21 protein-coding genes are annotated in these 22,544 nt (G+C 51.6%); 16 read left to right on the top strand and 5 right to left on the bottom strand.

Annotated features, from left to right (window positions below; genetic code table 11):
- Positions 1 to 8 precede the first annotated feature (8 nt).
- The 9 genes from QUB56_RS00670 to sufU all read left to right on the top strand — a co-directional run bounded on the left by QUB56_RS00670 (position 9) and on the right by sufU (position 8,888).
- Positions 9 to 2,225, top strand: a complete 2,217-nt coding sequence (locus tag QUB56_RS00670; protein WP_332952287.1) for a xanthine dehydrogenase family protein molybdopterin-binding subunit — start codon at positions 9 to 11, stop codon at positions 2,223 to 2,225.
- A gap of 230 nt (positions 2,226 to 2,455) precedes the next feature.
- Positions 2,456 to 2,926, top strand: a complete 471-nt coding sequence (locus tag QUB56_RS00665; RefSeq protein WP_332952286.1) for a MarR family winged helix-turn-helix transcriptional regulator — start codon at positions 2,456 to 2,458, stop codon at positions 2,924 to 2,926.
- Positions 2,927 to 2,946: 20 nt separating this feature from the next.
- The gene (locus QUB56_RS00660) at positions 2,947 to 3,675 is read left to right on the top strand and encodes a nitroreductase (RefSeq protein ID WP_332952285.1); all 729 of its coding nucleotides are present in this window, start codon (positions 2,947 to 2,949) and stop codon (positions 3,673 to 3,675) included.
- Between the two features lie 59 nt (positions 3,676 to 3,734).
- Positions 3,735 to 4,499, top strand: a complete 765-nt coding sequence (locus tag QUB56_RS00655; RefSeq protein ID WP_332952283.1) for an NAD(P)-binding domain-containing protein — start codon at positions 3,735 to 3,737, stop codon at positions 4,497 to 4,499.
- A 99-nt stretch (positions 4,500 to 4,598) separates the two neighbouring features.
- Entirely contained in the window at positions 4,599 to 5,591 is a 993-nt protein-coding gene (locus QUB56_RS00650) for an NADPH:quinone oxidoreductase family protein (protein WP_332952282.1), read from the top strand.
- 75 nt (positions 5,592 to 5,666) lie between these two features.
- The gene (locus QUB56_RS00645; RefSeq protein ID WP_332952281.1) at positions 5,667 to 6,431 is read left to right on the top strand and encodes an NAD(P)-binding domain-containing protein; all 765 of its coding nucleotides are present in this window, start codon (positions 5,667 to 5,669) and stop codon (positions 6,429 to 6,431) included.
- Between the two features lie 203 nt (positions 6,432 to 6,634).
- On the top strand, positions 6,635 to 7,765 hold the full coding sequence (locus QUB56_RS00640) for an XdhC family protein (RefSeq protein WP_332952279.1): 1,131 nt from the start codon (positions 6,635 to 6,637) through the stop codon (positions 7,763 to 7,765).
- 57 nt (positions 7,766 to 7,822) lie between these two features.
- Positions 7,823 to 8,428: a nucleotidyltransferase family protein gene (locus QUB56_RS00635; protein ID WP_332952276.1), complete on the top strand. Its 606-nt coding sequence runs from the start codon at positions 7,823 to 7,825 to the stop codon at positions 8,426 to 8,428.
- A 7-nt stretch (positions 8,429 to 8,435) separates the two neighbouring features.
- Entirely contained in the window at positions 8,436 to 8,888 is a 453-nt protein-coding gene (gene sufU, locus QUB56_RS00630; RefSeq protein WP_332952275.1) for a Fe-S cluster assembly sulfur transfer protein SufU, read from the top strand.
- 182 nt (positions 8,889 to 9,070) lie between these two features.
- Here the strand turns inward: sufU and QUB56_RS00625 are convergent, their stop codons facing one another.
- Positions 9,071 to 9,406: an AraC family transcriptional regulator gene (locus QUB56_RS00625; RefSeq protein ID WP_332952274.1), complete on the bottom strand. Its 336-nt coding sequence runs from the start codon at positions 9,404 to 9,406 to the stop codon at positions 9,071 to 9,073.
- A gap of 635 nt (positions 9,407 to 10,041) precedes the next feature.
- Here QUB56_RS00625 and QUB56_RS00620 point away from each other — a divergent pair.
- The 4 genes from QUB56_RS00620 to QUB56_RS00605 all read left to right on the top strand — a co-directional run bounded on the left by QUB56_RS00620 (position 10,042) and on the right by QUB56_RS00605 (position 13,187).
- Positions 10,042 to 10,818: an SDR family oxidoreductase gene (locus QUB56_RS00620; protein ID WP_332952271.1), complete on the top strand. Its 777-nt coding sequence runs from the start codon at positions 10,042 to 10,044 to the stop codon at positions 10,816 to 10,818.
- Between the two features lie 220 nt (positions 10,819 to 11,038).
- Positions 11,039 to 12,100, top strand: coding sequence for an NAD(P)-dependent alcohol dehydrogenase (locus QUB56_RS00615; RefSeq protein ID WP_332952270.1), 1,062 nt, complete (start codon positions 11,039 to 11,041; stop codon positions 12,098 to 12,100).
- 80 nt (positions 12,101 to 12,180) lie between these two features.
- On the top strand, positions 12,181 to 12,825 hold the full coding sequence (locus QUB56_RS00610; protein WP_332952269.1) for a TMEM175 family protein: 645 nt from the start codon (positions 12,181 to 12,183) through the stop codon (positions 12,823 to 12,825).
- Positions 12,826 to 12,884: 59 nt separating this feature from the next.
- Entirely contained in the window at positions 12,885 to 13,187 is a 303-nt protein-coding gene (locus tag QUB56_RS00605) for an aldo/keto reductase (RefSeq protein ID WP_332952268.1), read from the top strand.
- A 184-nt stretch (positions 13,188 to 13,371) separates the two neighbouring features.
- On the opposite strand, the gene QUB56_RS00600 is transcribed toward QUB56_RS00605, so the two are convergent.
- The 3 genes from QUB56_RS00600 to gyrA form a co-directional block, all read right to left on the bottom strand.
- Positions 13,372 to 14,664 carry a ribonuclease D gene (locus tag QUB56_RS00600; protein WP_332952266.1) on the bottom strand — a complete coding sequence of 431 codons (1,293 nt, stop codon included), beginning with the start codon at positions 14,662 to 14,664 and terminating at the stop codon, positions 13,372 to 13,374.
- Between the two features lie 254 nt (positions 14,665 to 14,918).
- Positions 14,919 to 15,314, bottom strand: a complete 396-nt coding sequence (locus QUB56_RS00595) for a Uma2 family endonuclease (protein ID WP_332952263.1) — start codon at positions 15,312 to 15,314, stop codon at positions 14,919 to 14,921.
- An 83-nt stretch (positions 15,315 to 15,397) separates the two neighbouring features.
- Positions 15,398 to 18,109, bottom strand: coding sequence for a DNA gyrase subunit A (gene gyrA / locus QUB56_RS00590; protein ID WP_332952261.1), 2,712 nt, complete (start codon positions 18,107 to 18,109; stop codon positions 15,398 to 15,400).
- Positions 18,110 to 18,505: 396 nt separating this feature from the next.
- Here gyrA and QUB56_RS00585 point away from each other — a divergent pair, with 396 nt between their 5' ends.
- From QUB56_RS00585 to QUB56_RS00575, 3 genes are all read left to right on the top strand, one after another.
- Positions 18,506 to 19,429 (top strand): histone deacetylase, encoded by a 924-nt coding sequence (locus QUB56_RS00585; protein ID WP_332952259.1) that lies wholly within the window; start codon positions 18,506 to 18,508, stop codon positions 19,427 to 19,429.
- A gap of 369 nt (positions 19,430 to 19,798) precedes the next feature.
- Entirely contained in the window at positions 19,799 to 19,987 is a 189-nt protein-coding gene (locus tag QUB56_RS00580; RefSeq protein WP_332952258.1) for a hypothetical protein, read from the top strand.
- Positions 19,988 to 20,587: 600 nt separating this feature from the next.
- A complete protein-coding gene (locus QUB56_RS00575) occupies positions 20,588 to 21,610 on the top strand; it encodes an ABC transporter ATP-binding protein (protein ID WP_332952256.1) in 1,023 nt (340 codons plus the stop codon).
- A 262-nt stretch (positions 21,611 to 21,872) separates the two neighbouring features.
- Here QUB56_RS00575 and QUB56_RS00570 read toward each other — a convergent pair whose 3' ends face one another.
- Positions 21,873 to 22,460 (bottom strand): Uma2 family endonuclease, encoded by a 588-nt coding sequence (locus tag QUB56_RS00570; RefSeq protein WP_332952254.1) that lies wholly within the window; start codon positions 22,458 to 22,460, stop codon positions 21,873 to 21,875.
- Positions 22,461 to 22,544: the final 84 nt, after the last annotated feature.

The raw sequence follows: 22,544 nt of genomic DNA, 5'->3' as shown, positions 1-22,544 counted from the left end.
GAAAAGAAATGGCAAGATACATCGGAAAAGAAATGAGCCGCGTGGACGGCGCAGCCAAAGTTACGGGCAAGGCTAAATACGCGGCGGAATTCCAGGTTCCCAATGTCGCTTACGGTTTTATCGTGCTGGGAACCGTAGCAAAGGGCACGATTAAATCGATCGACACCGGTGAGGCTGAAGGCGCCTCCGGCGTAATTCGCGTTTTCACGCACCTGAACGCACCGAAGCTCGGTCCGAAGTCTTCCACGGAGCAGTCCCCGCCCCGCGCCGCCGAGGAGGAAGACAAGTCGTTTCGGGCGTTGCAGTCCGACAAAATCTTCTTCAATATGCAGCCCGTGGCACTCGTCGTCGCCGAGACCTACGAGCAGGCACGTTATGCGGCACGTCTGGTTAAAGTCTCCTACAACCCACAGCAGCACATGACCGACACTGAGGCGGTGCGATCGAGCGCGCGCGTCCCCGCTAAAGAGCCGCCTCGGAAGACGCGCGGTAATCCCGAAGAGGCGATGCGCACAGCGGCCGTGAAGGTAGAGGCCGAGTACCGCATCCCGATCGAGCACCACAACCCCATGGAGCCGCACGCCGCGATCGCGGTCTGGCAAGGCGACAAGCTAACGGTCTTCGACAAGACGCAGGAGGTCTATGGCGTCCGCGAACATTTGGCTTCGAGCTTCGGCCTGCCCGAGGAAAACGTGAACGTGGTCTCGCCCTTCGTCGGCGGGGCTTTCGGAGCGTCGCTGCGCCCGAACTATTATCCGGCGCTGACAGCGATGGCAGCCCGCGAACTCAAGCGCCCGGTCAAGGTTGTCTATACGCGCACGCAAATGTTCACCGGCCACGGTTATCGTCCGCACACGATTCAGAAGATCGCGCTCGGTGCGGAGCGATCGGGAAAGCTCTCCGCGATGATTCATGAAGCCGTGCACAACACCTCGACCCTCGAGGAGTTCTCAGACGACACCACGGGTTTCACGCGCCAAGTCTACGCGTGCCCGAATCTCTACGCGCCGCTGAAGATTACCAACACGGACCTCGCCACCCCGACCTGGATGCGCGCACCGGGGGCCGTTAGCGGTATGTTCGCGCTTGAATGCGCGATGGACGAGCTGGCCTACGCGCTGCGGATCGACCCGCTCGAACTTCGGCTGATCAACTATGCCGAAACCGACCCCGAGAGCGGCAAGCCTTTTTCGAGTAAGGCGTTGCGGGAGTGCTACCGGTTGGGCGCGGAAAAATTCGGTTGGAAGAATCGCAAGTTCGAGCCCCGATCGATGCGCGACTCCCGCCTGCTCGTCGGTTGGGGCATGGCGACCGGGGTCTGGGGCGCTTTCCAGATGCCCGCTGCCGCCCTCGTCACGCTGCGGGCGGACGGCACGGCGCAAGTTGCAAGTGCCACCAGCGACATCGGACCTGGCACCTACACCGTGATGACCATGATCGCTGCCGAGTATCTGGGCCTGAAGTTGGAGCAGGTGAAATTTGCACTCGGCGACACGAAGTTGCCTCGAGCGCCGGCGCAGGGGGGCTCTTGGACGACGGCGAGCGTGGGATCGGCGGTGCGGGGGGCGGCTCTGGCGATCGGCACGAAGTTGCTCGCCCTCGCGAACCAGGAACCGAATTCTCCGCTCAAGGGGGCAGCCTCCTCCGATGTCGAGATGCTCGACGGGCAACTGCGACTAAAAAGCGACCCGGCTCGTTTCGTCAACATCTCCGCAGTGATGAAGCGTAACGGTCTGAGCGAAATCACGGAAACATTCGAGTCGCGTCCCTCAAAGGAGCGCGAGAAGTATGCGACGTTGGCCCACGGCGCGCAGTTCGTTGAAGTGAAGGTCGATCCGGATGTGGGGACTGTCCGCGTTACGCGCGCCGTTGAAGTGACCGCCTGCGGCAAGATTATGAATCCGAAGGCCTCGCACAGTCAGGAAATCGGCGGTGTTGTCTGGGGCATTGGTATGGCGCTGCAAGAGGCGACTGAAATCGACCACCGTTACGGGCGGATTATGAATCCGAATTTGCAGCACTATCACGTGCCGGTTAATGCCGATGTCTTGGAGATCGAAACGATATTCGTTGAGGAGGAGGATAAAGTCGTCAATCCGCTCGGTGTCAAGGGCATGGGCGAACTCGGCATGGTGGGCATCCCGGCGGCGATCGCCAACGCTGTTTTTCATGCCACGGGCAAACGCATCAGGGACCTGCCGATTACGCCGGAAAAGCTGCTGTGAGTTAGGTCATTTGTTGAATGAAGTGCCAGCGCTAGTTGCAGCGATCGCCTCCGCGAACCTCAGGGGGCACGGTGCGCGCTGGCAACGGTGGGCAGTGTGGAAGAATCTTCGTACCGTCGCCTTGGTGCAACGCATGGGAAGGGGTGCAAGACTGATCCAGAAAAAAGTAAATTATAGGTATTGAACTATTATGTAGTGCGCTATATAATAGTTGTTGACTGGATTTTTAAATGGATAACAACTCGAACATCAACCAACGGCGACAGGTGGGGAGGCAGCTTTCCTTTGCCCTCTATAGTGCGTCGAACCGCGTCATTCGGCTTCATCGGCCCTTTCTTGAGCCTTTGGGCCTGACCTATCCGCAGTTTCTGGTCATGCTCGCTCTCTACGATGGTGCCCCGCGCACGGTGGGCGAATTAGGGCAAGAACTCGGTATGGATAACGGAACCTTGACGCCCCTCTTAAAGCGCCTTGAGAGCGCGGGGTTGGTGACGCGCAACCGTGACCTGCTGGACGAACGCCGCGTTCTTATAGATCTGACAGAAGCGGGCGAGGCACTCCGCGAGGCAGCGTGCTCGATCCCTGAAAAGATTGAGACGGCCTGCCGTCTCTGTGATGAAGACCTTGCCGAGCTTCGCGACACCTTGAATCGGCTAGGTCATCCCCGTTCGGCCAACGCCCCCGACTCGATTACCGAATGACCACCTTTTGGGGATTCACCATGTCAAATACAACACCTGTACCAAGCAGCTCGATCGAATTAGCAAACGGGCCGTCGCAAACCTTGTCTTTTAAAGAGACTGTGCGTGAGCGTCATTCTGTCCGGAGTTTCCTGCCAAACCCTGTCCCCGACGCTGTGCTCCGCTCGGTTCTGGAAGACGCACAGCGCACACCCTCGAACTGCAACACCCAGCCCTGGCAGGTTCACATCGTCTCCGGCGCGACACGCCACGCGCTCAGCAAGGCTCTCCTTGCGGACGACGAGGCTGGTCGGATGACACCGGACTTCAGCTTCTCCACCGCCGATTTTTGCGGCGTCTACAGCGAGCGCTCCAAGTCACAGGGGGCAGCCTACTATCAGGCGATTGGTGTTTCGCGCGAGGCAACCGAAGATCGCCGCACCGCCTCGCGATACAATCTGGAATTTTTTGGTGCGCCGCACGCCGCGTTGCTCTTCATGCCTTCCTTTGGCGACGATGTGCGAGTGGCTGGCGACATTGGAATGTACGCTCAGACGTTCTTGCTCTCGCTGACGGCGCACGGGCTTGGCGGCATACCGCAGACGATGCTCGGCTTTTACGCCGACACGATTCGCGAGCTGTTGGGCATCGATCCGTCCCTGAAGATGCTGTTCGGTATCTCATTCGGCTATCCCGACAAGACGGCCACCGCCAATCGCTACCGGATCGACAAAGCCCCTATCGAGGAGAGCGTGACCTTCCACAACTAACAGACATTCACTAACAGACATTCACATTCAAAACGGAAGATTTACACGCAGGATTTACCATGAATAACACAAAGAACTTGAAGATCGGCATTTTGGGCGCCGGTAACATTGGAAAGACCTTGGCCCGCAAACTGGCTCAGGCCGGACATGACGTAAAGGTCGCTAACTCGCGTGGCCCAGAGACCATCCCCGCCGATGCGCTGGAGTCCGGTGCGCGCGCCGTTACATCAGCCGAAGCCGTGCAGGACGTTGAAGTGGTCATTCTCTCCATCAATCCCACCAGCTACTCCAAGGTTGCGCCCTTGTTCGCGGGCTTGCCAGAGGACACCGTTGTCATGGACACTTCGAACTACCACCCCGTGCGCGACAACAGGATTGAGGCCATCGATGCGGGGCAGGTCGAGAGCTTGTGGGTCGTCGAGCAGTTAGGCCGTCCTATCGTCAAAGCGTGGAACACCATCGTTTCGGACTCATTTGCGAACAAGGGGAAGCCTGTAGGAAGCCCCGACCGTATTGCTTTGCCTGTGGCGGCAGACCGGGACCGAGATCGTGAAGTGGGATTAGCGCTGGTGGAAGATACGGGTTTTGATGCCTTCGATGCAGGCACACTCGAAGACTCATGGCGGATGCAGCCGGGATCGCCTGTGTATTGCACTGACCTCACCTTGGCAGAGTTACCCGATGCGCTGGCCTGGGCCGAAAGAGAGCGCTTATCCAAGCGGCGTGATCTGACGTGGGCGATATTGCTGGAGCGCTCTGAAGGCACCACCCTTAATCCCGACCCGGAATACTTTCTTCGTCTCAGCCGGATATTGCAAATGTAAAGGCATCATTTGCTGTGGAGCGACTTCGCTCTGGAGAGGATGAGCGAGCAACGCCATCCATGATTGAAACATCCATGATTGAAATATTGGAGTTTGATAATGAAAGCCTGGCGCGCAGAGACCTTCGGCAAACCCAGTGATGTTTTGAAGCTGGTCGATATCGACATTCCTATTCCAGGACCAGGAGAGGCGCTGCTCAGGGTATTGGCGACCAATATCGGTCTGCCTGACCGCATGATGCTGGAAGGCCGCTACTTCCTCACGCCTACGCCGCCAGTGACTCCGGGCCAGGAGGTCGTCGGCATCGTGGAAACGGCAGGACGCGACTATCCTTTTCCCATTGGCACGCGGGTGATCGGCGGCACCAATTTCACCCGCGGCTCAGGTGGCTTGGCGCAGTATTGCCTCTCCCCAGGCGTTGGCGCGGTGCTAGCACCCGACGACATGCCCGACGAGCAGGCGGCAGCGTTCCTGGGAACATTCCATGTCGCTTATGTCGGGCTGGTCAACCGCGCCCGTGCGAAGCCGGGCGAGACGCTGCTCGTACTTGGCGGATCGGGCGGCACCGGTTCCACCGCGACCCAGCTCGCTAAGGCTTTGGGCCTTAACGTGATCGCCACCGTGCGCGACGGGAACAAGGCCGCGTTCTGCCGGGAGCAAGGCGCCGACCACGTCATCAATCTTAAGACCGGTTCGTTCATCGAGCAGGTTCGCGCGCTGACCGGAGGCAAAGGCGCCGATATCATCTATGACACGGTCGGGTCGCCATTAGCCGAGCAAGCGCTCGACGCGATTGCCATCGGCGGACGTTATATCCTGATCGGCTTTGCCGGTGGTTCGACTTTCCCCACAATAGAACCCTTCAATATCCTAACGCATGGCATTTCCGTCACCGGCGCTTTGCACAGCGTCCGCACCGCTGAAGAGCGCGACGACGCGATCACGACACTAGGTCGTTTGTTCTCCGAAGGGAAGATCTCCATGCCAATCGACAAGATCATATCGTTCGCTGAAGTCCCCGAGGCTCTCGAACGTCTGGGAGGTGCGGTCAACGGCAAGTTGATCGCCCGTATCGGCGGCCAATGCTCCTGACTGGCCCAACTGCGTGACACCTTGAACAGGTTGGCACGACCCTATCAAGCAACGGAATAAGAAGGAACATTTTTCATGAGTAACACAAAGAATTTAAAAATCGGCATTTTAGGTGCTGGTAACATTGGAAAGACCTTGGCCCGCAAACTGGCTCAGGCCGGACATGACGTAAAGGTCGCCAACTCCCGCGGCCCCGAAACCATTGCGGCCGATGCGCTGGAGTTTGGTGCACGCGCGGTCTCGACGGCCCAAGCGGTGGAGGACGTTGACGTGGTGATCCTCTCGATCCCTCTCAACCGCATTCCCACAATCGCGCCACCGATCGCCAACCTACCAGCCGAGACAGTCGTCATCGACACGTCGAATTACTATCCCCACCGCGACGACAAGATCGATGCCATCGAGGCCGGGCAGGTTGAGAGCCTTTGGGTAGCCGAACAGCTAGGCCGGCCGATCGCCAAGGCGTGGAACGCGATCGGGTCTGGCTCCTTCGCCACCTTGGGCAAGCCTGCTGGAAGCCCTGACCGTATAGCCCTCCCTGTGGCTGCTGACCGCGAGAACGATCGCTCCGTGGCGATGGCCCTCGTCGAAGACACCGGGCTTGATGCTTTCGACGCGGGCACGATCGCCGATTCGTGGCGTCAGCAACCAGGCACGCCCTGCTATTGCACGGATCTCACGCGCGAACAGATGGCGGCAGCGCTGGCATCTGCCGACGCACCACGATCGCCAAAGCGCCGGGACTTAGCAGTTGCAGTGATCCAAGAGCGGCTTGGTGACGCCACGACAAATCCGGATGCCGATTTCGGGGTTCGTCTGAGCCGTGCGATTTTTATGTAACGTGAGTTCGGGATAAGAAATGGACAAGCAAGTAAGCTAAAAGTCATCACACCAAAGCTTTACAGGCTTGTCCCATGATTAGTTTAGAAGAAGAATTTTGCAGGATTGTACAATAACTTGCAAGTATCGTTATATCGTGCCCTATGCTGAAGTCCTTATAATCAAACTTAAACAGTGAGATACAAAAAATTTTAGGCTGAGCAATGAAAGAACTACACGATATTAAGGCTGCTTTAGAGCAAGTAAAAGACACCACGAAAAAGCTAGCGTTGGCAACTTTAGTTAAAGTGGAAGGTTCAACTTATCGCCGGCCTGGTGCGCGAATGTTGATGGGTGCCGATGGCTTGATAGTAGGTGCAATTAGCGGTGGCTGTTTGGAAAGTGATGTATTTGAGAAAGCACAGCAGGTAATGAACACTGGTAGTCCTTGTGTGGTTAAGTATGACTCTACCTCCGAGGAAGATTTAATTTGGGGGTTGGGGCTTGGCTGTCAAGGCATTGCTTATGTTTTGATTGAATCGTTGCCAGTAAACGAGCCGAACCAAATTAGTTTTGTCCGCAAATGCCTTGATGCTCGGTTTGAGAGCGCTATTGCAACTGTATTTAATATAGAGGGTGAAAGCAAATCTCAAATAGGCGATCGCTTGCTACTAAATTCAGATATCATCAACCACATCAGCGATGAGGAATTAGCAGCAGCGGTTTTAAGGGATACACAAGCAGCACTTCAACACAAAACCTCGGTAGGGAAACAATATCAGTTAACAGGCGGGAAAGTTGAAGTTTTTATTCAAGTCATTCAGCCACCTCTGTCGCTGGTAATTTTGGGTGCTGGGTATGACGTTCTTCCCGTTGTTCGCTTTGGCAAACAGTTAGGATGGCATATTACTGTAGTTGATAACCGCCAACGGGAAGCAAGCCGAAAGCGTTTTGAAGAAGCCGATCGAGTTAAATTTTGTTCTCCTCAGGATGTATTAAAAAAAATCGACATAGATGAGCGTACTGTTGCTGTAGTTATGACTCATAATTATTTAGACGACCTGGAATTGCTGAGAGTGTTATTGCCTTCTGGCTTAAAATACTTAGGTGTACTTGGCCCTAAGAAAAGAACAGCCCGATTATTGCAAGAACTACAACAAGAAGGAGTTATCCCCACTCCACAACAGCAACAAAATTTATATAGTCCGGTGGGACTCGACATTGGGGCAGATAATTCCGAAGAGATTGCTCTGGCGATTATCGCCGAAATTCAAGCAGTAATAGCAAAGCATGAAGGTGGTTTTTTAAGAAATCGCACTGTACCCATTCATGCTTCAATCAATAGTCAATACTAAAAAAACTAATGGCTAATACAAGTAGGTCCTTAATAATCAAAAATCAAAAAATAGGGTATGGTATTTAAAATCGGTCTAATTATTCTCGCTGCTGGAGCTGCAACCCGCATGGGAAGACCAAAACAATTGCTTTCTTATCAAGGACGCAGCCTGATACTCCATGCGGTTGAAGTTGCCTTGGCTTCTATGAGCCAACCTATCATAGTAGTCCTGGGAGCTTATGCAGAGCAAATTAAACCGGAACTACTGCCAAAGGCTGTGCAAGTTGTCGAGAACTCCCAATGGCAAGAGGGAATGTCTTCTTCTATTCGCGCTGGTATTAGTATGCTACTGAAAACTCACTCTAAACTTGATGCAGTTATCATCTCACTTGCAGATCAGCCGCTAGTTTCTCCCCAGATTTTCCATCAATTGATTCAGTCTTATCAAGAAACGCAAAAAGTAATTATTGCCTCAAAGTATAACGAAACTACAGGCGTACCTGCCCTGTTTAGCAAGGCTTTATTTCCCGAACTGATGCAGATTGAAGGAGATAAAGGTGCAAAAGCGTTAATACAAAAATATATAGATACAGGATTGATTCTGCTAATACCAGAAGCGGCGATTGATATTGATACCCCGGACGATTACAAGCAGTTGCTATTAAACAATTTTAAAGAGTGAATAGATTATGAAAACTAACGATCGCCAAATTTACCAACAAGTAATTTTGACACACGCCAGAAAACCGCAAAACAAAGGAAAAACTAACCCAGTACACCGTCAACACCGAGGAGAAAATCCCTATTGCGGTGATGTGGTTGATTTAACGCTGTTACTAGATGAAGCAGAAAGTAAAATTGCAGATATTAAATTTGAAGGTGCAGGTTGTGCTTTGTGCCTTGCTTCTGCTGACTTAATGGCGATCGCTATCAAAGGTAAAACTATTTCACAGGTGCTTTTAATGGTAGAAGAGTTCCGCGATATGGTAGCGGGAAATACTCAGTTTGAGCCTCCGTTGGAGAAACTCAATATCATGCAAGGTGTTTCCCGATATCCGATGCGGGTTAAGTGTGCAACTTTGGGTTGGCATACCCTCAAAGCGGCGCTGAGTTCGGTTGAAACTAGCAATGAACAGGTATAGTTAGCATCCAGCAGAGGCACATCCAATGGACTCATATCAATTCCGGTTGCACCGGAATTATTGTTGACTGTTGACTGTTGACTGTTGACTGTTGACTGTTGACTGTTGACTGTTGGCTGTTGACTGTTAAGGGGCGGGCCGAAAAACTGAATGATAGTTGAGTATTGACTGTTGATTCGATTTTACAATTCCTCAGCTAGTGGAGTTGATATCACGTCGATCGCTTTTACATTCGCACCCCTTTGTGGTGAGGGCTCGCCCGCCTCAACCATGACTGAACCGACAAGCCTGGGGTCGAGTTCGAGGCGAAGGCTAAGGTACGGTTGCGCTTTGAACCCTTCAAGAATTTGGCTGACTATCGGCAGTTCGATCGTAGCAAGCAGATAATGCATCGGGTCGTACTGATAGCTCACGTTGCCCAGAATAACTTTTTTGCTGCCCTGAGCAATGATACAAAAGGCAGGGATAGAGACACTATCAACGCATTCCGAAGGTGAGGAGGAGCGATTGAAGTGCAATCCTTTGAGCGGCTCAATCCTCCCATCCTGAAGAATAGCCTGTGCAATCGGCTATTCTTCAGTTCGTTTCTGTGGGCTGGCGCTCTATCTGCTTCGCGAAGAGCCTGCTGGTCGTTAATGAACGACCTATCGGACTTTTCACTCGTTTTGGCAGCGTTCATTTCTAAGTTTGCAGGATTGTACAACAATCTTAGACGATCGTTCTATTGCTTGCCCTTGAGGATTCTTAGAATAAGGCTAAAGCCAGGAAAAATGATTTAGGCAAATTGTAAGCATTCTGGACTTTTATTCAAGAGAAAACTCAGTTTTGATTGGGCAAGAAACCTGCTGAGCGACAACCAAAATGCCATTAAAGCTAACCTTGCTTCTTAAAAAATCCCTCCCTATTGATAGATAAGCCATAAGTGCTCAATTTCTACGATTGGGACAGCCACCGAAAAGGCATCAAGTGAAGGAATTAAGAAATGGACATTAAACGAAGTGGCTCACAGCCGAACGCCAAAGGACCGGCTGAGTATTTTACCGGCACTGTCGGCATTGACCCCCTGTTCGAGGCGCACGATCGAGCACGCACACTTGGTGCCAGTGTCACGTTTAAAGACTTCCCTCATCGGCAACACCCAAAAGAGTAAAAAATGACAACGAACGAGAATCGAAGCTACATAGGAAAGGTTGCGTTTGTGACCGGAGGAGCGAGCGGCATCGGTCGAGCTACGGCGCTGGCGTTTGCCCGTGAAGGTGCCAGCGTGGTGGTTGCTGATATTTCAGAACCGAGCAATCAAGAAACAGCACACACGATCGCAGAACTCGGCGGTCGGGCGATCGCCGTCAGGTGCGATGTGACGCGGGCCCAGGACGTGAAGGCGGCTCTGGACAAGACCGTTGAGGCTTTCGGGCGGCTGGACTTCGCCTTCAACAACGCGGGCATCGAGCCGAGGCAGGCAGCTCCGACCGCGGAGTACGAGGAGGAGGAGTGGAACCGGATTATCGACATCAACCTCCGCGGCGTTTTCCTGTGCATGAAACACGAGCTCCCGCTGATCCTCAAGCAAGGACGCGGCGCGATCGTCAACACGTCCTCGGGCGCTGGAATCATCGGCATCAAGGGCAGCCCCGCCTACACCGCCGCGAAACATGGCGTCATCGGACTGACCAAGGCAGCGGCCCTCGACTACGCCGCGCACAACATCCGCGTCAACGCCGTCTGTCCCGGCTACATCGACACCCCGATGATGGGTCGCTTCACAGGCGGCACGGACGAAGGGCGCGCCAAGGTGGTTGCCGAGGAGCCGATCGGACGGATGGGCAAGCCCGAGGAGATCGCGGAGGCCGTCCTCTGGCTGTGCTCGGACGCGGCTGCCTTCGTCGTTGGGCACGCCATGGTCATCGATGGCGGCCAAACGGTGCAGTGATGTTCGACGCCAACCCGATCGAACCCTAAACGCACGACAACAAAGCACTGTCGCGATCGCCACCTTCACCGCTAACGGATGACTCATATCGCTACTCAGGAGGTACTCGACGGCAAACCCGTGGACTGGCTGGAAAAAGTCAGCGACGAACAATACCAGGACAGATTCAAGACCGAGTAGAAGTAAACCAGCTTATCTTCCAGATTGGAGCATCAATATTATGTACAACGCCAAAGCTTACTCCGCAGTCAGTGCGACCGCACCGCTCGCTTCCGACACGATCGCACGGCGCGATCCAACCGAACACGACGTTCAGATTGAAATCCTCTTCTGCGGCATCTGCCACTCCGACCTCCATGCCGTGCGTAACGAGTGGAGCGACTTCATGTCTACTACCTATCCCATTGTCGCCGGTCATGAGATTGTTGGCCGTGTCACCAAGGTCGGCTCGGCAGTTACCAAGTACAAGCCCGGCGACCTGGCTGGAGTCGGCTGCATGGTTGACTCGGACGGTACTTGCCCGTACTGCAAAACTGGTCTTGAGCAGTTCTGCCCAAACATGACCCTCACCTACAACTCCCCAGACAAGCACAAGACTGCTCCAGTCACCTATGGTGGCTACTCTGATAGCGTCGTCGTCGATGAACGCTTCGTTCTGCGCGTTCCAGATAACCTCGATCTCGCCGGGGTTGCGCCGCTCCTCTGCGCCGGGATCACCACCTACTCGCCTATGCGCCACTGGGGTGTCACCAAGGGCAAGAAGGTCGGCGTGGTTGGTATCGGCGGGCTAGGCCACATGGGCGTGAAGTTCGCCCGTGCATTCGGAGCCCACGTCGTCGTTTTCACCACCTCGCCCGACAAAAAGGAAGACGCGCTCCGCCTCGGTGCTGACGAAGTGGTCGTCTCCCGCAATGGCGACGAGATGCAGCAGCACGCTGGCAGCTTCGATTTCATTCTCGATACCGTCTCCGCCAATCACGACATCAACGCCTATCTCAACCTGCTTCGCCTCGACGGCAACATCACCCTTGTCGGTTTACCTGAGAAGCCCCTGGAGGTCGCGGCATTCAGCCTGATCCTGGCCCGCCGCAGTCTCTCCGGCTCTAGCATCGGCGGCATCGCCGAAACCCAGGAGATGCTCGACTTCTGCGGCGAACATAACATCACCGCCGATGTTGAAGTCATCCCCATCCAGAAGGTCAATGAAGCCTACGAGCGACTGCTAAAGTCCGATGTGAAATACCGCTTCTGTATCGATATGGCATCTCTGAAATCTGAATAACTGAGGCCGCCCCCAGAAGGAGTAACCATGCAGAAGCGTGAATTTGGCAACAGCAACCGCTACTCGCTCTTGAGGTGAGTGTGGATACCAACCGTTTGGAGGCATTCAGCGACGGCGTCTTCGCGATCGCCATCACCCTGCTGGTACTCGAAATCAAAGTGCCACCACCCAGCACAGCGCTCGGGGCAGAACTCCTCCATCTCTGGCCGTCTTACCTCGCCTACGCAGTGAGCTTCCTGGCGATCGGCGCAATCTGGATCAACCACCACGCCATGTTCAAACACATCGTCCGCGTGGACGGAATGCTGTTGCTGCTCAACGTCCTCCACCTGATGCTCATTGCATTCGTGCCCTTCCCAACCGCCGTGCTCGCCGAAGCGTTTCACCGCGGAACGGACGAACCAGTTGCCGCTGCCTTCTACGGTGGCATCTTGACCGTCATCGGTATCTTCGTCAACGTCATGTGGCGGTACGCGGCTCACGAGTATCGGCCGATCGATACCCGCCTCACAGCGAAAAAAGTACGGAAGATCAGACGTCTATTCCTTGTCGGACCGATCGTTTATGCGATCGCCACCGTGGTCGCCCTGGTTCTGCCCTGGCTGGCGGTGCTGCTTTTCATCCTCCTCAACCTCTTCTATCTCTGGCCTCGCTGGGGTCACCGCAGCACTGCTTCGCACATCGGCGACCCCAGTACAAGCAGGGATCGCAGCGAAGGCGACTGACAGCGGCGGGATCGGCTCGACGGCGAACCATATCAGTTCCATATCAACGGAGAAAAACAATGCAAAGGCGCAAACTTGGAAACAGCAATCTGGAAGTGTCGGCGATCGGGCTCGGCTGCATGGGAATGAGCTTTTCCTATGGTCCGCCCAAAGACAAACAGGAGATGACTGCTCTTCTGGGGGCTGCGGTCGATCGCGGCATTACATTCTTTGACACTGCCGAAGTCTACGGCCCGTACTTAAACGAAGAGTTGGTGGGTGAAGCCCTCGCTCCCTTCCGCGATCGAGTGGTCATTGCTACCAAATTTGGGTTCGACATCAGTCCGAATTCCGATCCTCGCGGCATGAAGGGTCAGCGGTGAACAAGACTTGATTAAGAGCCGAATAAAAGGAAAATAATCAAGAGCAAAGTCTGGTCGATCGGAGGTGCCTGCAGGGGCATCGGAACCGGAACTGCCAAGGCAGCATTAAACGGAACTCCGCCCAAAGCGGGGGAGTTGCGTTGGCTGTATTTTTTTAATGAGAGGAAACGTGATATTTTAGTAGTTAAAACGGAATTTCTTCATCTTCATCTTCCACAGTCTTCGCCGTCATCCGCCAACTGGTAATATACTCAATTTGCACATCAATTTTGTTAATAGCTTCCCCTAACCGCTTTTGGATGTATTGAGTCAGCGTCACCATAAAATCTAACTCAACTCCCACAGATAGCGCAAGTTTTGCCAATCTAGCAAAATCTACCTTCAAAATCGAGGAACTGGATAACTTAAAATTGGGAGTATTTTCCTTATTTTGCACCAACATTGCTTTTTTAATGCGCTCTTTCAGATGCTCAACTTCTGAATCCAGCAACTTCCATTCAGGCAAAATTTCTTTGTACCTTTCCCCCAATGCTGTTAAATCCTCACTCTCCGGTTGCGGCGCAATTTTCTTAGTAGATTTTCGCCGCTGCTGTAGGTTGGAATTCAAGCGCCAACTAGCAATCTCCTCAACTTCCAAAGATGGATCGGCGATGAGTTTGCCTAACTGTTTTTGAATTTCTTTCGTCAGCGTTACCGGAAAATTTAACTCAATTCCCTCAGTTTGTGTCAGTCTTGCCAGCGTGAGAAAATCTACTTTCATCGTTATCGAACTGGAAAGCTCAAAATAAGAACTGTCTTTGAGCTTTTGGGCTAGCATCCCTACTTTAATCCGTTCTTTCACTTCAGCGATTTCTGAATCTAGCGGCTTCCACTGAAATTCTATTTCCTGATATTTTTCGCCCAATGCTGTCAAGTTTTCCGTTGCGGGGTCGGGGTAACATTTGGCAAGGATTTCTAGCAGGCGGCGATGCACCCCAGCTAAATAAACCGCGTCCATCTTGGCATATTCTAGCTGCTTCTGGGTCAGGGGACGCTTTGCCCAATCGCCGCTTTGTTCTGTTTTATCTACATAAGCAATGCCGCAAAGTGTTTCTATTAAAGTTTTGAGTTGTCGATTAGGTAAGGGCAGAATGTAAGCTGGAATCTTCCTCGCCATTTTTAACGTGCAAGTGACATTTTGAGCGTCGTCATTGCCGAGAAATCGGATGTCATAGCTGGCGTTGTGCAATACTTTTTCAATATTTGGATTGACCATGATTTGGTTGATGAAATCTTTTGCCAATTCTGGTTTATCCAAGACATCGAGTAAAAAAGTGGCATCTCCCGTCGAATCTGTGGAGTCAGCTAACACTTGAATCAGAGATAATTTGGGGTTGGATTTATAGTCAGCGATTTCTGTGTCAACCCACAGGATTTTAGCTTGGGCAAATTTAGCTATGAGTGCTTTGATCTCGTTTGCTGCTGTTAAATAAGGCATTTTTATAGACTTTTGCTATTAACTTTTTGATTCTATTATGCCATAGCAATTATCGGATCGATTGTCAACGATTCAAGCGCCGGACATGGCATTGCCGTGTCCCGGACACGCGCAGACCTCAGAAACCGGGTTTCTTGCTCGTACCCAGGCTCTGCCTGGGGACGCATATCAGGAGGCCCTGGCTCCAATTTTCCTGGTCACAAGCGCAACCGAGTTTCTAGCCTCGAGTTAAAAAAAGAATGCAGTCGCGAGCACTATTGAGGATTCCCGCGAACTTCCTCTAAAAACCAGTTGCTTGCTTCTGTATTGTCCGTCTGGCGGCTGCGGCGCAAACCTTCCTCTAATAAAGCAACTTTTAGCCCCGACAAAACTTGAGATTCCGTCAGCCGTTCGCTTCCCCGGTTAGCAATTATTTTGAAAGCAATAACTTGCGCTTTTTGTACGTCTACTACCCAATATTCAGACACTCCTAATTCTTCATAAATCATTCTTTTGGTTCCCAAATCGTCAACGAGAGAACTGTCGGCAATTTCAATCGCTAAATCTGGGGAAATTACTCGTACCCAGGCTCTTCCTGGGTACACAGATCGGGAGGCTCTGCCTCTAATTTTCCCGATCGCCAGCGCAATCGAGGCAGAGCCTCTAGACATCGGTTCCCAGGCTCTTCCTGGAAACCAGTTAGATTTAAGCAGTAAGGTGCGCCTAGCGCACCCTACAAACGATTAACCTATGACTATTCTGCCACTTCCTCAGATTCCGATTCTTCGGCCGATTCTTCACCAGCAGGCGGCACTAAAGCCACAGCTACGATTGAATCATCCTCGTCCAACCGCTGCACCCGCACACCCGTTGCTGTGCGCGATTGAGTAGAAATTGCACTCACAGCCTGACGGATAATAATACCTCGGTTGGTAACGATCATCAACTCGTCATCTTCGTTGACAATTCGCAGCGCAGCTACCTGATCCTTACCCTTTTTCGACTTGAATTTAGTAGCCGTCAATCCCTTGCCTGCGCGTCTTTGTAGGCGGAATTGAGAAACTGGAACCCGCTTGCCGTAGCCGTTGGTGGTGATTACCAACACCGAAGGAACGTCGCTGCTAACTGTCGCAATTTCTTCGGCATCTTCGCCTTCTATTTCCTCGGTTTGCCGTTCTAATTCTTCGTCTCCCAATTCCGCATCTTCTGTTTCCAATTCAGCAATTTCGGTTCCTTCAAATTCCGAGTCTTCTGTTTCTAACAGAGCAATTTCTGCCCCTTCAAATTCCGAGTCTTCTGTTTGCAATTCAGCAATTTCCGCAACAATTGAACTCGGCAATATGTCCATGCTGATCAACTCATCGCCCGATCGCAATTTCATTGATTTTACACCCCGGGTCGCGCGGCCGACTGGGCGCAACTGTTCGTGATTGGTGCGGAAATGAATTGCCATGCCTTGGCGCGTACCGATGATGATGCTGTCGCCAACTTTTGCTCTCCGCACCCAGCGCAGTTGGTCGCCTTCTTCTAGAGAAATGGCGATTAATCCATTAGTGCGGATGTTGCCAAAAGCTGAAAGTGCGGTTTTTTTGATGTAGCCGCCGCGAGTCAACATTACCAAGTATTCTTCGCTGGTGAATTCTGTGACTGACACCATAGAAGTGATTTTTTCTTCTATAGGAATCGGCAGCAGTTGCACCACGGGAGTTCCGCGGGCAGTCCGGGAACAGATGGGAATTTGATAAGCTTTGACAGAGTAAACTACGCCCCTGTCGCTGAAGAACAAAACGCTGTCGTGATCGCAGCAGGAAAGGAAATGTTCTACTCCGTCGTCTTCTTTCATTTTCGCGCCTGCTTTGCCGCGAGTAGCGCGACTTTGGGCCTCGAAAGTGCTGACAGGCATCCGCTTGATGTAGCCTTGCTCGGTGATCAGAATAATTGCTTGTTCGTTGGCAATTAAATCTCTTTCATCGATTTCTCCTTCGGCGTGTTCGATGACGCTGCGTCTAGGAGTGGCGATTTTGGTTTGGATTTCGACTGCTTCAAATTCGGCGATTTCTAAGATGCGTTCCCGGCGCGCTAAGATATCTTCCAAATCGGCTATTTTAGCTCGCAATTCTTCGTGTTCTTGCTGAATTTTTTGCGCTTCTAATGCTGTCAAACGCCTGAGCTGCATTTGCAGAATTGCATCGGATTGCTGATCCGACAGACCGTAATTATCCATCAATTCTTGTTTCGCTGCTGCGGAGTCGGCAGCGGCGCGAATTAGGTGAATAATTGCATCTAAGTTGTCTAGGGCAATTAATAAGCCTTGCAGAAGGTGGTCGCGTTCTTCTGCTTTGCGGAGTTCATATTGAGTCCGGCGAGTAATTGTCTCAATGCGGAACTCTAGGAAGACATTGAGGAATTGGGAGAGCGTAAGTAGTTGGGGTTCCCCGTTTACTAGCGCTAACATATTGGCTCCAAAGTTGGCTTGGAGGGGTGTTTGTTTGTAGAGGTTGTTGAGGACGACGCGGGGATAAGCGTCGCGCTTGAGTTCGATCACGATGCGCATTCCGTCTCTATCGCTTTCGTCGCGAATGTCGGAAATTCCATCTAATCTTTTGTCGTTGACAAGTTCGGCAATTTTCTCAATTAGCGCTGCCTTGTTTGTTTGGTAAGGCAATTCGGTGATAATAATTGCTTCTTTGTCGGGGCGGCCGGGATGTTCGATGGTTTCAATGCCGGCGACTCCGCGCATTGTAATCGAACCGCGCCCGGTGGTGTAAGCATCCCGAATGCCGCTTCTGCCCAAAATTTGCCCTCCGGTGGGAAAGTCCGGGCCGGGGATGTACTGCATCAATTCCAGGTCGGTAATTGCTGGATTGTGGATTAGTGCTACTAAACCGTCAATTATTTCCCCTAAATTGTGTGGCGGAATGTTGGTTGCCATCCCTACAGCAATCCCTGAGGAACCGTTGAGCAAAATTTGGGGAATGCGTGCCGGGAGTACGAGGGGTTCTTGCTGGGAACCGTCGAAGTTGTCGCCGAAATCAACTGTTTCCGAGTCGATGTCGCGCAGCATGGAGTCGCTAGTGAGAGCTGTCAGGCGACACTCGGTGTAACGCATCGCAGCGGGCGGGTCGTTGTCAACGGAGCCGAAGTTGCCGTGGCCGTTGATCAGGCGTTCCCGCATGGAGAAATCCTGAGCCATCCGCACCAAGGCGTCGTAAACCGCTGTATCTCCGTGCGGGTGATACTTGCCCAGCACCTCCCCCACGACGCGGGCGCATTTGCGGAAAGGTCTATCGGGAGCCAAGCCCAATTCGTTCATGGCGTAGAGAATGCGTCGGTGAACGGGCTTGAGACCGTCCCTGGCATCTGGTAGCGCCCGACCGACAATTACGCTCATGGCGTATTCCAAGTACGATCGGGACATCTCATTACCCAGATCCGTCGGGATTATCCGCGACTCAGAGGTGCTCATAGGTTGAAAAACTCCGTTAAAATTTTAAATTTGACCGCTATAAATCTCAAAAATGCGATAAAATCGGTTTGGATTCAGTAGAGCTGCCAAATATTGCAAATTACTCCTGAAATTATATCACAATTTGCCTTTGACTTTATGGGAAAGTTGCCTGAAAAATTAAGGGGCGAAACAAGGACAATTGATAATTTGTCAGTTCGTGATTTGGTTAGGGGTTGGCAAAAGCTAGAAAGGTTTTTTTAGGCGGTCGGCTTTCATGCTTAGGTGAGTTTTTTTGAAGGCCATCTAAAAAAATAAAAGGGTTGCCGGAGCGAAATTTTAATTTCACAAAGCCTTAGGCCTTCTTAAAGCAAACTAAAAATCTAAAATCTAAAATCTAAAATCTAAAATCAGCCGATGCTACCTGTCATCTACTCCGACGATTTCTTGTTGCACAAGACTGGAATGCTTCACCCAGAGCGACCAGAACGTTTAACGGCGATCGTCAATGCTCTGAAAGCTGCTCCCTGGGCGGCTCAAATTGAGTGGCAACTGCCCACCCCAGTGGCGCAGCGCGAACAAGCACTGTTCTCGGCTCTCAAAAAAGTTCACGCGCAAAGATACATCAAAGAAGTCGAACATTTGGCTAATCGGGGAGGCGGCTACCTCGACGGTGATACGCCGATTTCTACTGAAAGTTACGAGGTAGCGCTGCTAGCGGCGAGTGCTTGGCTCGATGGGGTCGATCGAGTGCTGGCTGGGGGGGAACCGGCTTTTGTGCTGGCCAGACCGCCGGGACACCACGCCGAAAAAGGCCGCGCGATGGGTTTTTGCTTGTTTTCCAATGCTGCGATCGCAGCTAACTACGCCCTGGAACAGCCGGGAATTAACCGCGTCGCCGTCCTCGACTGGGACGTGCACCACGGCAACGGCACTCAATCTGTGGTGGAAAACAGCCGGCAAATTGCCTACTGTTCCCTGCACCAATCTCCGTGCTATCCGGGAACGGGAGATGCCGAGGAGCACGGGGCCTACGGCAACGTGCTCAACATTCCCCTGTATCCGGGCGGCGGCATAGCTGAATACCTGAGCGCCTTTGAATCTCTTGTCGTGCCTTTTTTGTCAAAATTTGAACCGGATTTGTTGATTGTCAGCGCGGGTTACGACGCTACTGCGTCGGATCCGCTGGCGAGCATGACTCTGGCTCCGTCAGATTACGGTACTTTCACCGGATACTGCCTGCAAATTACCCGCCGCATAGCCTTTGGTTTGGAGGGGGGTTACGCGCTCAAAGAGTTGGCCCAGTCGGTTGTGGCGACTATTGACCGATGCATCAATTAGGTGGAAAATTGGGTATGGGGGAAATGAGGTTGAGAAGCCATGAGGACGGGATTGAGATTTTTTGAGGGCGATAAGCGAAGCTATCATTTGGCGATCGCCCTTGATGACTTTTTTCCTTCGGACCGATGACTTCTTCAAACTTGACTTCTTCACCCTTGACTTCTTCCTTCTGAGTTCCGTGACAAACATCACAAATTTAAAAGATCCGGGTCACCTACCATCTAAGTCTCGGTCACAGATTTTTAGCGCAAAAATCACACTGTGTGAATGTTTTCGATCGCCTTTGGAGTCGCTCCCAGAGCTCATAATAGGATTATTAAAGTCAGGGTGTAAAAGTTTTATATGTCTCAATCAACTAGGAGGTTTATCATGTCACTCTCCCAAATGACACTCGAAGAGTTATTTGGTCAGATCATGTTCTCGAGCGTCGTGACTCGCAACGACCGGAGCCAGCTCAGATCTGCACTCTTAGAAAGAACGCTGAATGAAGATGAGTATGCCATCATCAACCGACTTCTGTACAACGTGCGCCGCGGTTGGGTAAAAATTATCGATTAAAGAGGCGGCCGTCAACCTCCTTTAGGGGGAGTTAGTACCATTTTCAATTTTCGATTTTCGATTAAAGAATGGGTAATAACTGATAACTATCGGGGTTTAATGTACGGGGCTACAGTTACATTTTTTGGCGAACTGGTTAAAAGTAGAAAGGGCCCCCTCAGGAAGTTTTGTGTGTTTAATACTTGGATCGAAAGTTTGACGTGTGGGAGAGCAGTGTGAATAGTCAAAATCGCGCTACACATCAGCCTATAGGTAGAGATTTTTATAAAATAACAGGTTTCGGGTGCATCTCTACTTGTTGAAAAATTGTGAGTTTTGAGTTGTTAACCCAGAGGTTAAAATTAACTCAAAACTCATAACTTTTTGCAGGTGAGATTTGAGATTTGAGATAGGAAAAACTGATAGCGATAGGGGTTGGGAGCTGTTAGAAAGTGGATATTTGCTCGACGGGTATTAAAAATCAAAACTATCAGCAGTTTCCGGTTGAGGAGGATGGTGCGATCGTTACAAGCATAGGGAGTCGCATTGGTTGATCGACCATTCCGGCAATTTGAGCTCAGAAGTGTCAAAATATTAACAACCAGTTCATCCCCAAAATATATGGCTCCCGCCGTTTTAATTGAAAATCTTCAGAAACGCTACGGCACTGTAGAAGCCGTTAAAGATGTTTCCTTCAAGGTAGAACCGGGGGAAATATTTGGTTTGCTAGGCCCCAACGGTGCAGGCAAAACCACAACCCTGCGGGTACTTTGTACTTTGAGTGCGCCCGATAGCGGACGCATTGAAGTGTCTGGCATTTCTGCTGTGGACCAGCCGAGAATTGCCAGGCAAAAACTCGGCTACGTCGCCCAAGAAGTGGCTCTCGATAAGGTGCTGACGGGGCGGGAACTCCTGCAACTGCAAGCAGCGCTTTACCATTTGCCGCGCAATACGATTAAAGGGCGGATTGAGAAAATGGTGAAACTCCTCGGTTTGGAGGAGTGGGAAAATAAAAAGACGGGCACCTATTCCGGCGGTATCCGCAAACGCCTCGACTTAGCTGCTGGGTTGCTTCACCAGCCGGATGTTTTGGTGTTAGACGAACCGACTGTGGGGCTCGATATTGAAAGCCGGGTGGTAGTCTGGGATTTCCTGCGCCGCTTGCGGGAGGAAGGTACGACGGTTTTGATTACGAGTCACTATCTCGAAGAAGTTGACGCTTTGGCCGATCGCGTGGCGATTATTGACAAGGGTACGGTGATTGCTGAGGGTACGCCGGAGGAGTTGAAAAATCGGGTTGGGGGCGATCGGGTGACTCTGCGGATTCGGGAGTTTTCGCCGATGGAAGAAGCCGAAAAAGCTAAGACTCTGATGCAATCTTTGCCTTTTGTGCAGGAAGTAATTGTCAACGCGGCTCAAGGAAATTCTCTCAATTTAGTAGTAACACCGCAAAGCGATGCGCTGGTGACTATTCAGCAAGCTTTGAAAGATGCGGGATTGCCTACTTTTGGGATTGCTCAATCTCGGCCGAGTTTGGATGATGTGTATTTGGCTGCGACTGGTAAGACGCTTTTGGATGCGGAGTTGGCTGCAGCTAGCAACCGCGATTTGAAGGCGGAGCAAAAACAGGCGATGCGATCGTAGTTTAGTTTAATAAACCACTCCAATAATTATTGTGGAACAGGCATCTTGCCTGTTCGAGACGCTCTTTCCCTGAGCCCGTCAGGGGTTGAAACCCCTGCCTCAAAGCTTAAGTCCTCTCAAGAGGACTGAAGAAATCATTACTCATTAGTCCTCTTTAGAGGACTTTAGCTATTAGCCAGGGAATTAATTCCCTGGCGGCCTTTCGGTTGAAGCGAAAACCAATGAGCAATGCTTTATCCTGATCTTTTCGGCAGATTTGATATCATACATCCAAGACTTGCTCTGCTGTCAGTGCTAATTCTGGGAAAGTTCGAGATATAATTCGCTCAGTTCCTCGGTAAGCAGTCATTTGATAAACGCCATTTTCATCAAGCAGGTAAACAAAAACAGTCGGCTCTTTCGGGTTGCCCAAATAGTTTCTGCTACCCAAAGCTAAATAATCGACAATCCAATATTCAGAAATTCCCAGCCGCTGATATTCATCCAGCTTGTCGATATAATCATCTTCCCAATTTGTTGAGACAACTTCTACCACTAATTGCGGTGGTTCAGTTAGTGCTGAGGGGGCGAAAGGTTGGGATTCCCAGAGGGTTTTTTCTACTACGGTAATATCAGGATGGCGGCCTTGTTGTTGACCATTCGGGGTTAATGTCCTGACTACAATTCGGCCAGATACCCTGTAATTCAGGTTGATGCGTTTCACCTCGTCGTGAAACGTATTTTCAATAAAATCTGCTACATTTTCGTGGAGTCTGATTGTTGGTAAGATTTTGACAATTTCTCCCTTAACCAGTTCATAGCGTCCGTCTTCATCTGGAAGTTGCTTGATGAATCGATCGAAAGTGAGCATTTGTTTAGGTTGGGTAGGAGTTGCGATCGTGGTTTGCTCTCATTTAGCTAGATACAGGACTTACGCACTCCGACCCAAGAAACC

The organism is Microcoleus sp. AR_TQ3_B6 (genome assembly GCF_036702785.1).
Classification (GTDB): Bacteria; Cyanobacteriota; Cyanobacteriia; order Cyanobacteriales; family Microcoleaceae; genus Microcoleus.
The sequence above is the reverse complement of the archived record's forward strand: the minus strand, read 5'-3'. Positions and strand labels throughout refer to the sequence as shown.

Excerpts from the sequence above, each read along its gene's own strand:
- QUB56_RS00670 (WP_332952287.1), top strand. The coding sequence starts at position 9 with ATGGCAAGATACATCGGAAAAGAAATGAGCCGCGTGGACGGCGCAGCC.
- QUB56_RS00665 (WP_332952286.1), top strand. The coding sequence starts at position 2,456 with ATGGATAACAACTCGAACATCAACCAACGGCGACAGGTGGGGAGGCAG.
- QUB56_RS00660 (WP_332952285.1), top strand. The coding sequence starts at position 2,947 with ATGTCAAATACAACACCTGTACCAAGCAGCTCGATCGAATTAGCAAAC.
- QUB56_RS00655 (WP_332952283.1), top strand. The coding sequence starts at position 3,735 with ATGAATAACACAAAGAACTTGAAGATCGGCATTTTGGGCGCCGGTAAC.
- QUB56_RS00650 (WP_332952282.1), top strand. The coding sequence starts at position 4,599 with ATGAAAGCCTGGCGCGCAGAGACCTTCGGCAAACCCAGTGATGTTTTG.
- QUB56_RS00645 (WP_332952281.1), top strand. The coding sequence starts at position 5,667 with ATGAGTAACACAAAGAATTTAAAAATCGGCATTTTAGGTGCTGGTAAC.
- QUB56_RS00640 (WP_332952279.1), top strand. The coding sequence starts at position 6,635 with ATGAAAGAACTACACGATATTAAGGCTGCTTTAGAGCAAGTAAAAGAC.
- QUB56_RS00635 (WP_332952276.1), top strand. The coding sequence starts at position 7,823 with ATGGTATTTAAAATCGGTCTAATTATTCTCGCTGCTGGAGCTGCAACC.
- sufU (WP_332952275.1), top strand. The coding sequence starts at position 8,436 with ATGAAAACTAACGATCGCCAAATTTACCAACAAGTAATTTTGACACAC.
- QUB56_RS00620 (WP_332952271.1), top strand. The coding sequence starts at position 10,042 with ATGACAACGAACGAGAATCGAAGCTACATAGGAAAGGTTGCGTTTGTG.
- QUB56_RS00615 (WP_332952270.1), top strand. The coding sequence starts at position 11,039 with ATGTACAACGCCAAAGCTTACTCCGCAGTCAGTGCGACCGCACCGCTC.
- QUB56_RS00605 (WP_332952268.1), top strand. The coding sequence starts at position 12,885 with ATGCAAAGGCGCAAACTTGGAAACAGCAATCTGGAAGTGTCGGCGATC.
- QUB56_RS00600 (WP_332952266.1), bottom strand. The coding sequence starts at position 14,664 with ATGCCTTATTTAACAGCAGCAAACGAGATCAAAGCACTCATAGCTAAA.
- QUB56_RS00595 (WP_332952263.1), bottom strand. The coding sequence starts at position 15,314 with ATGTCTAGAGGCTCTGCCTCGATTGCGCTGGCGATCGGGAAAATTAGA.
- gyrA (WP_332952261.1), bottom strand. The coding sequence starts at position 18,109 with ATGAGCACCTCTGAGTCGCGGATAATCCCGACGGATCTGGGTAATGAG.
- QUB56_RS00585 (WP_332952259.1), top strand. The coding sequence starts at position 18,506 with ATGCTACCTGTCATCTACTCCGACGATTTCTTGTTGCACAAGACTGGA.
- QUB56_RS00580 (WP_332952258.1), top strand. The coding sequence starts at position 19,799 with ATGTCACTCTCCCAAATGACACTCGAAGAGTTATTTGGTCAGATCATG.
- QUB56_RS00575 (WP_332952256.1), top strand. The coding sequence starts at position 20,588 with ATGGCTCCCGCCGTTTTAATTGAAAATCTTCAGAAACGCTACGGCACT.
- QUB56_RS00570 (WP_332952254.1), bottom strand. The coding sequence starts at position 22,460 with ATGCTCACTTTCGATCGATTCATCAAGCAACTTCCAGATGAAGACGGA.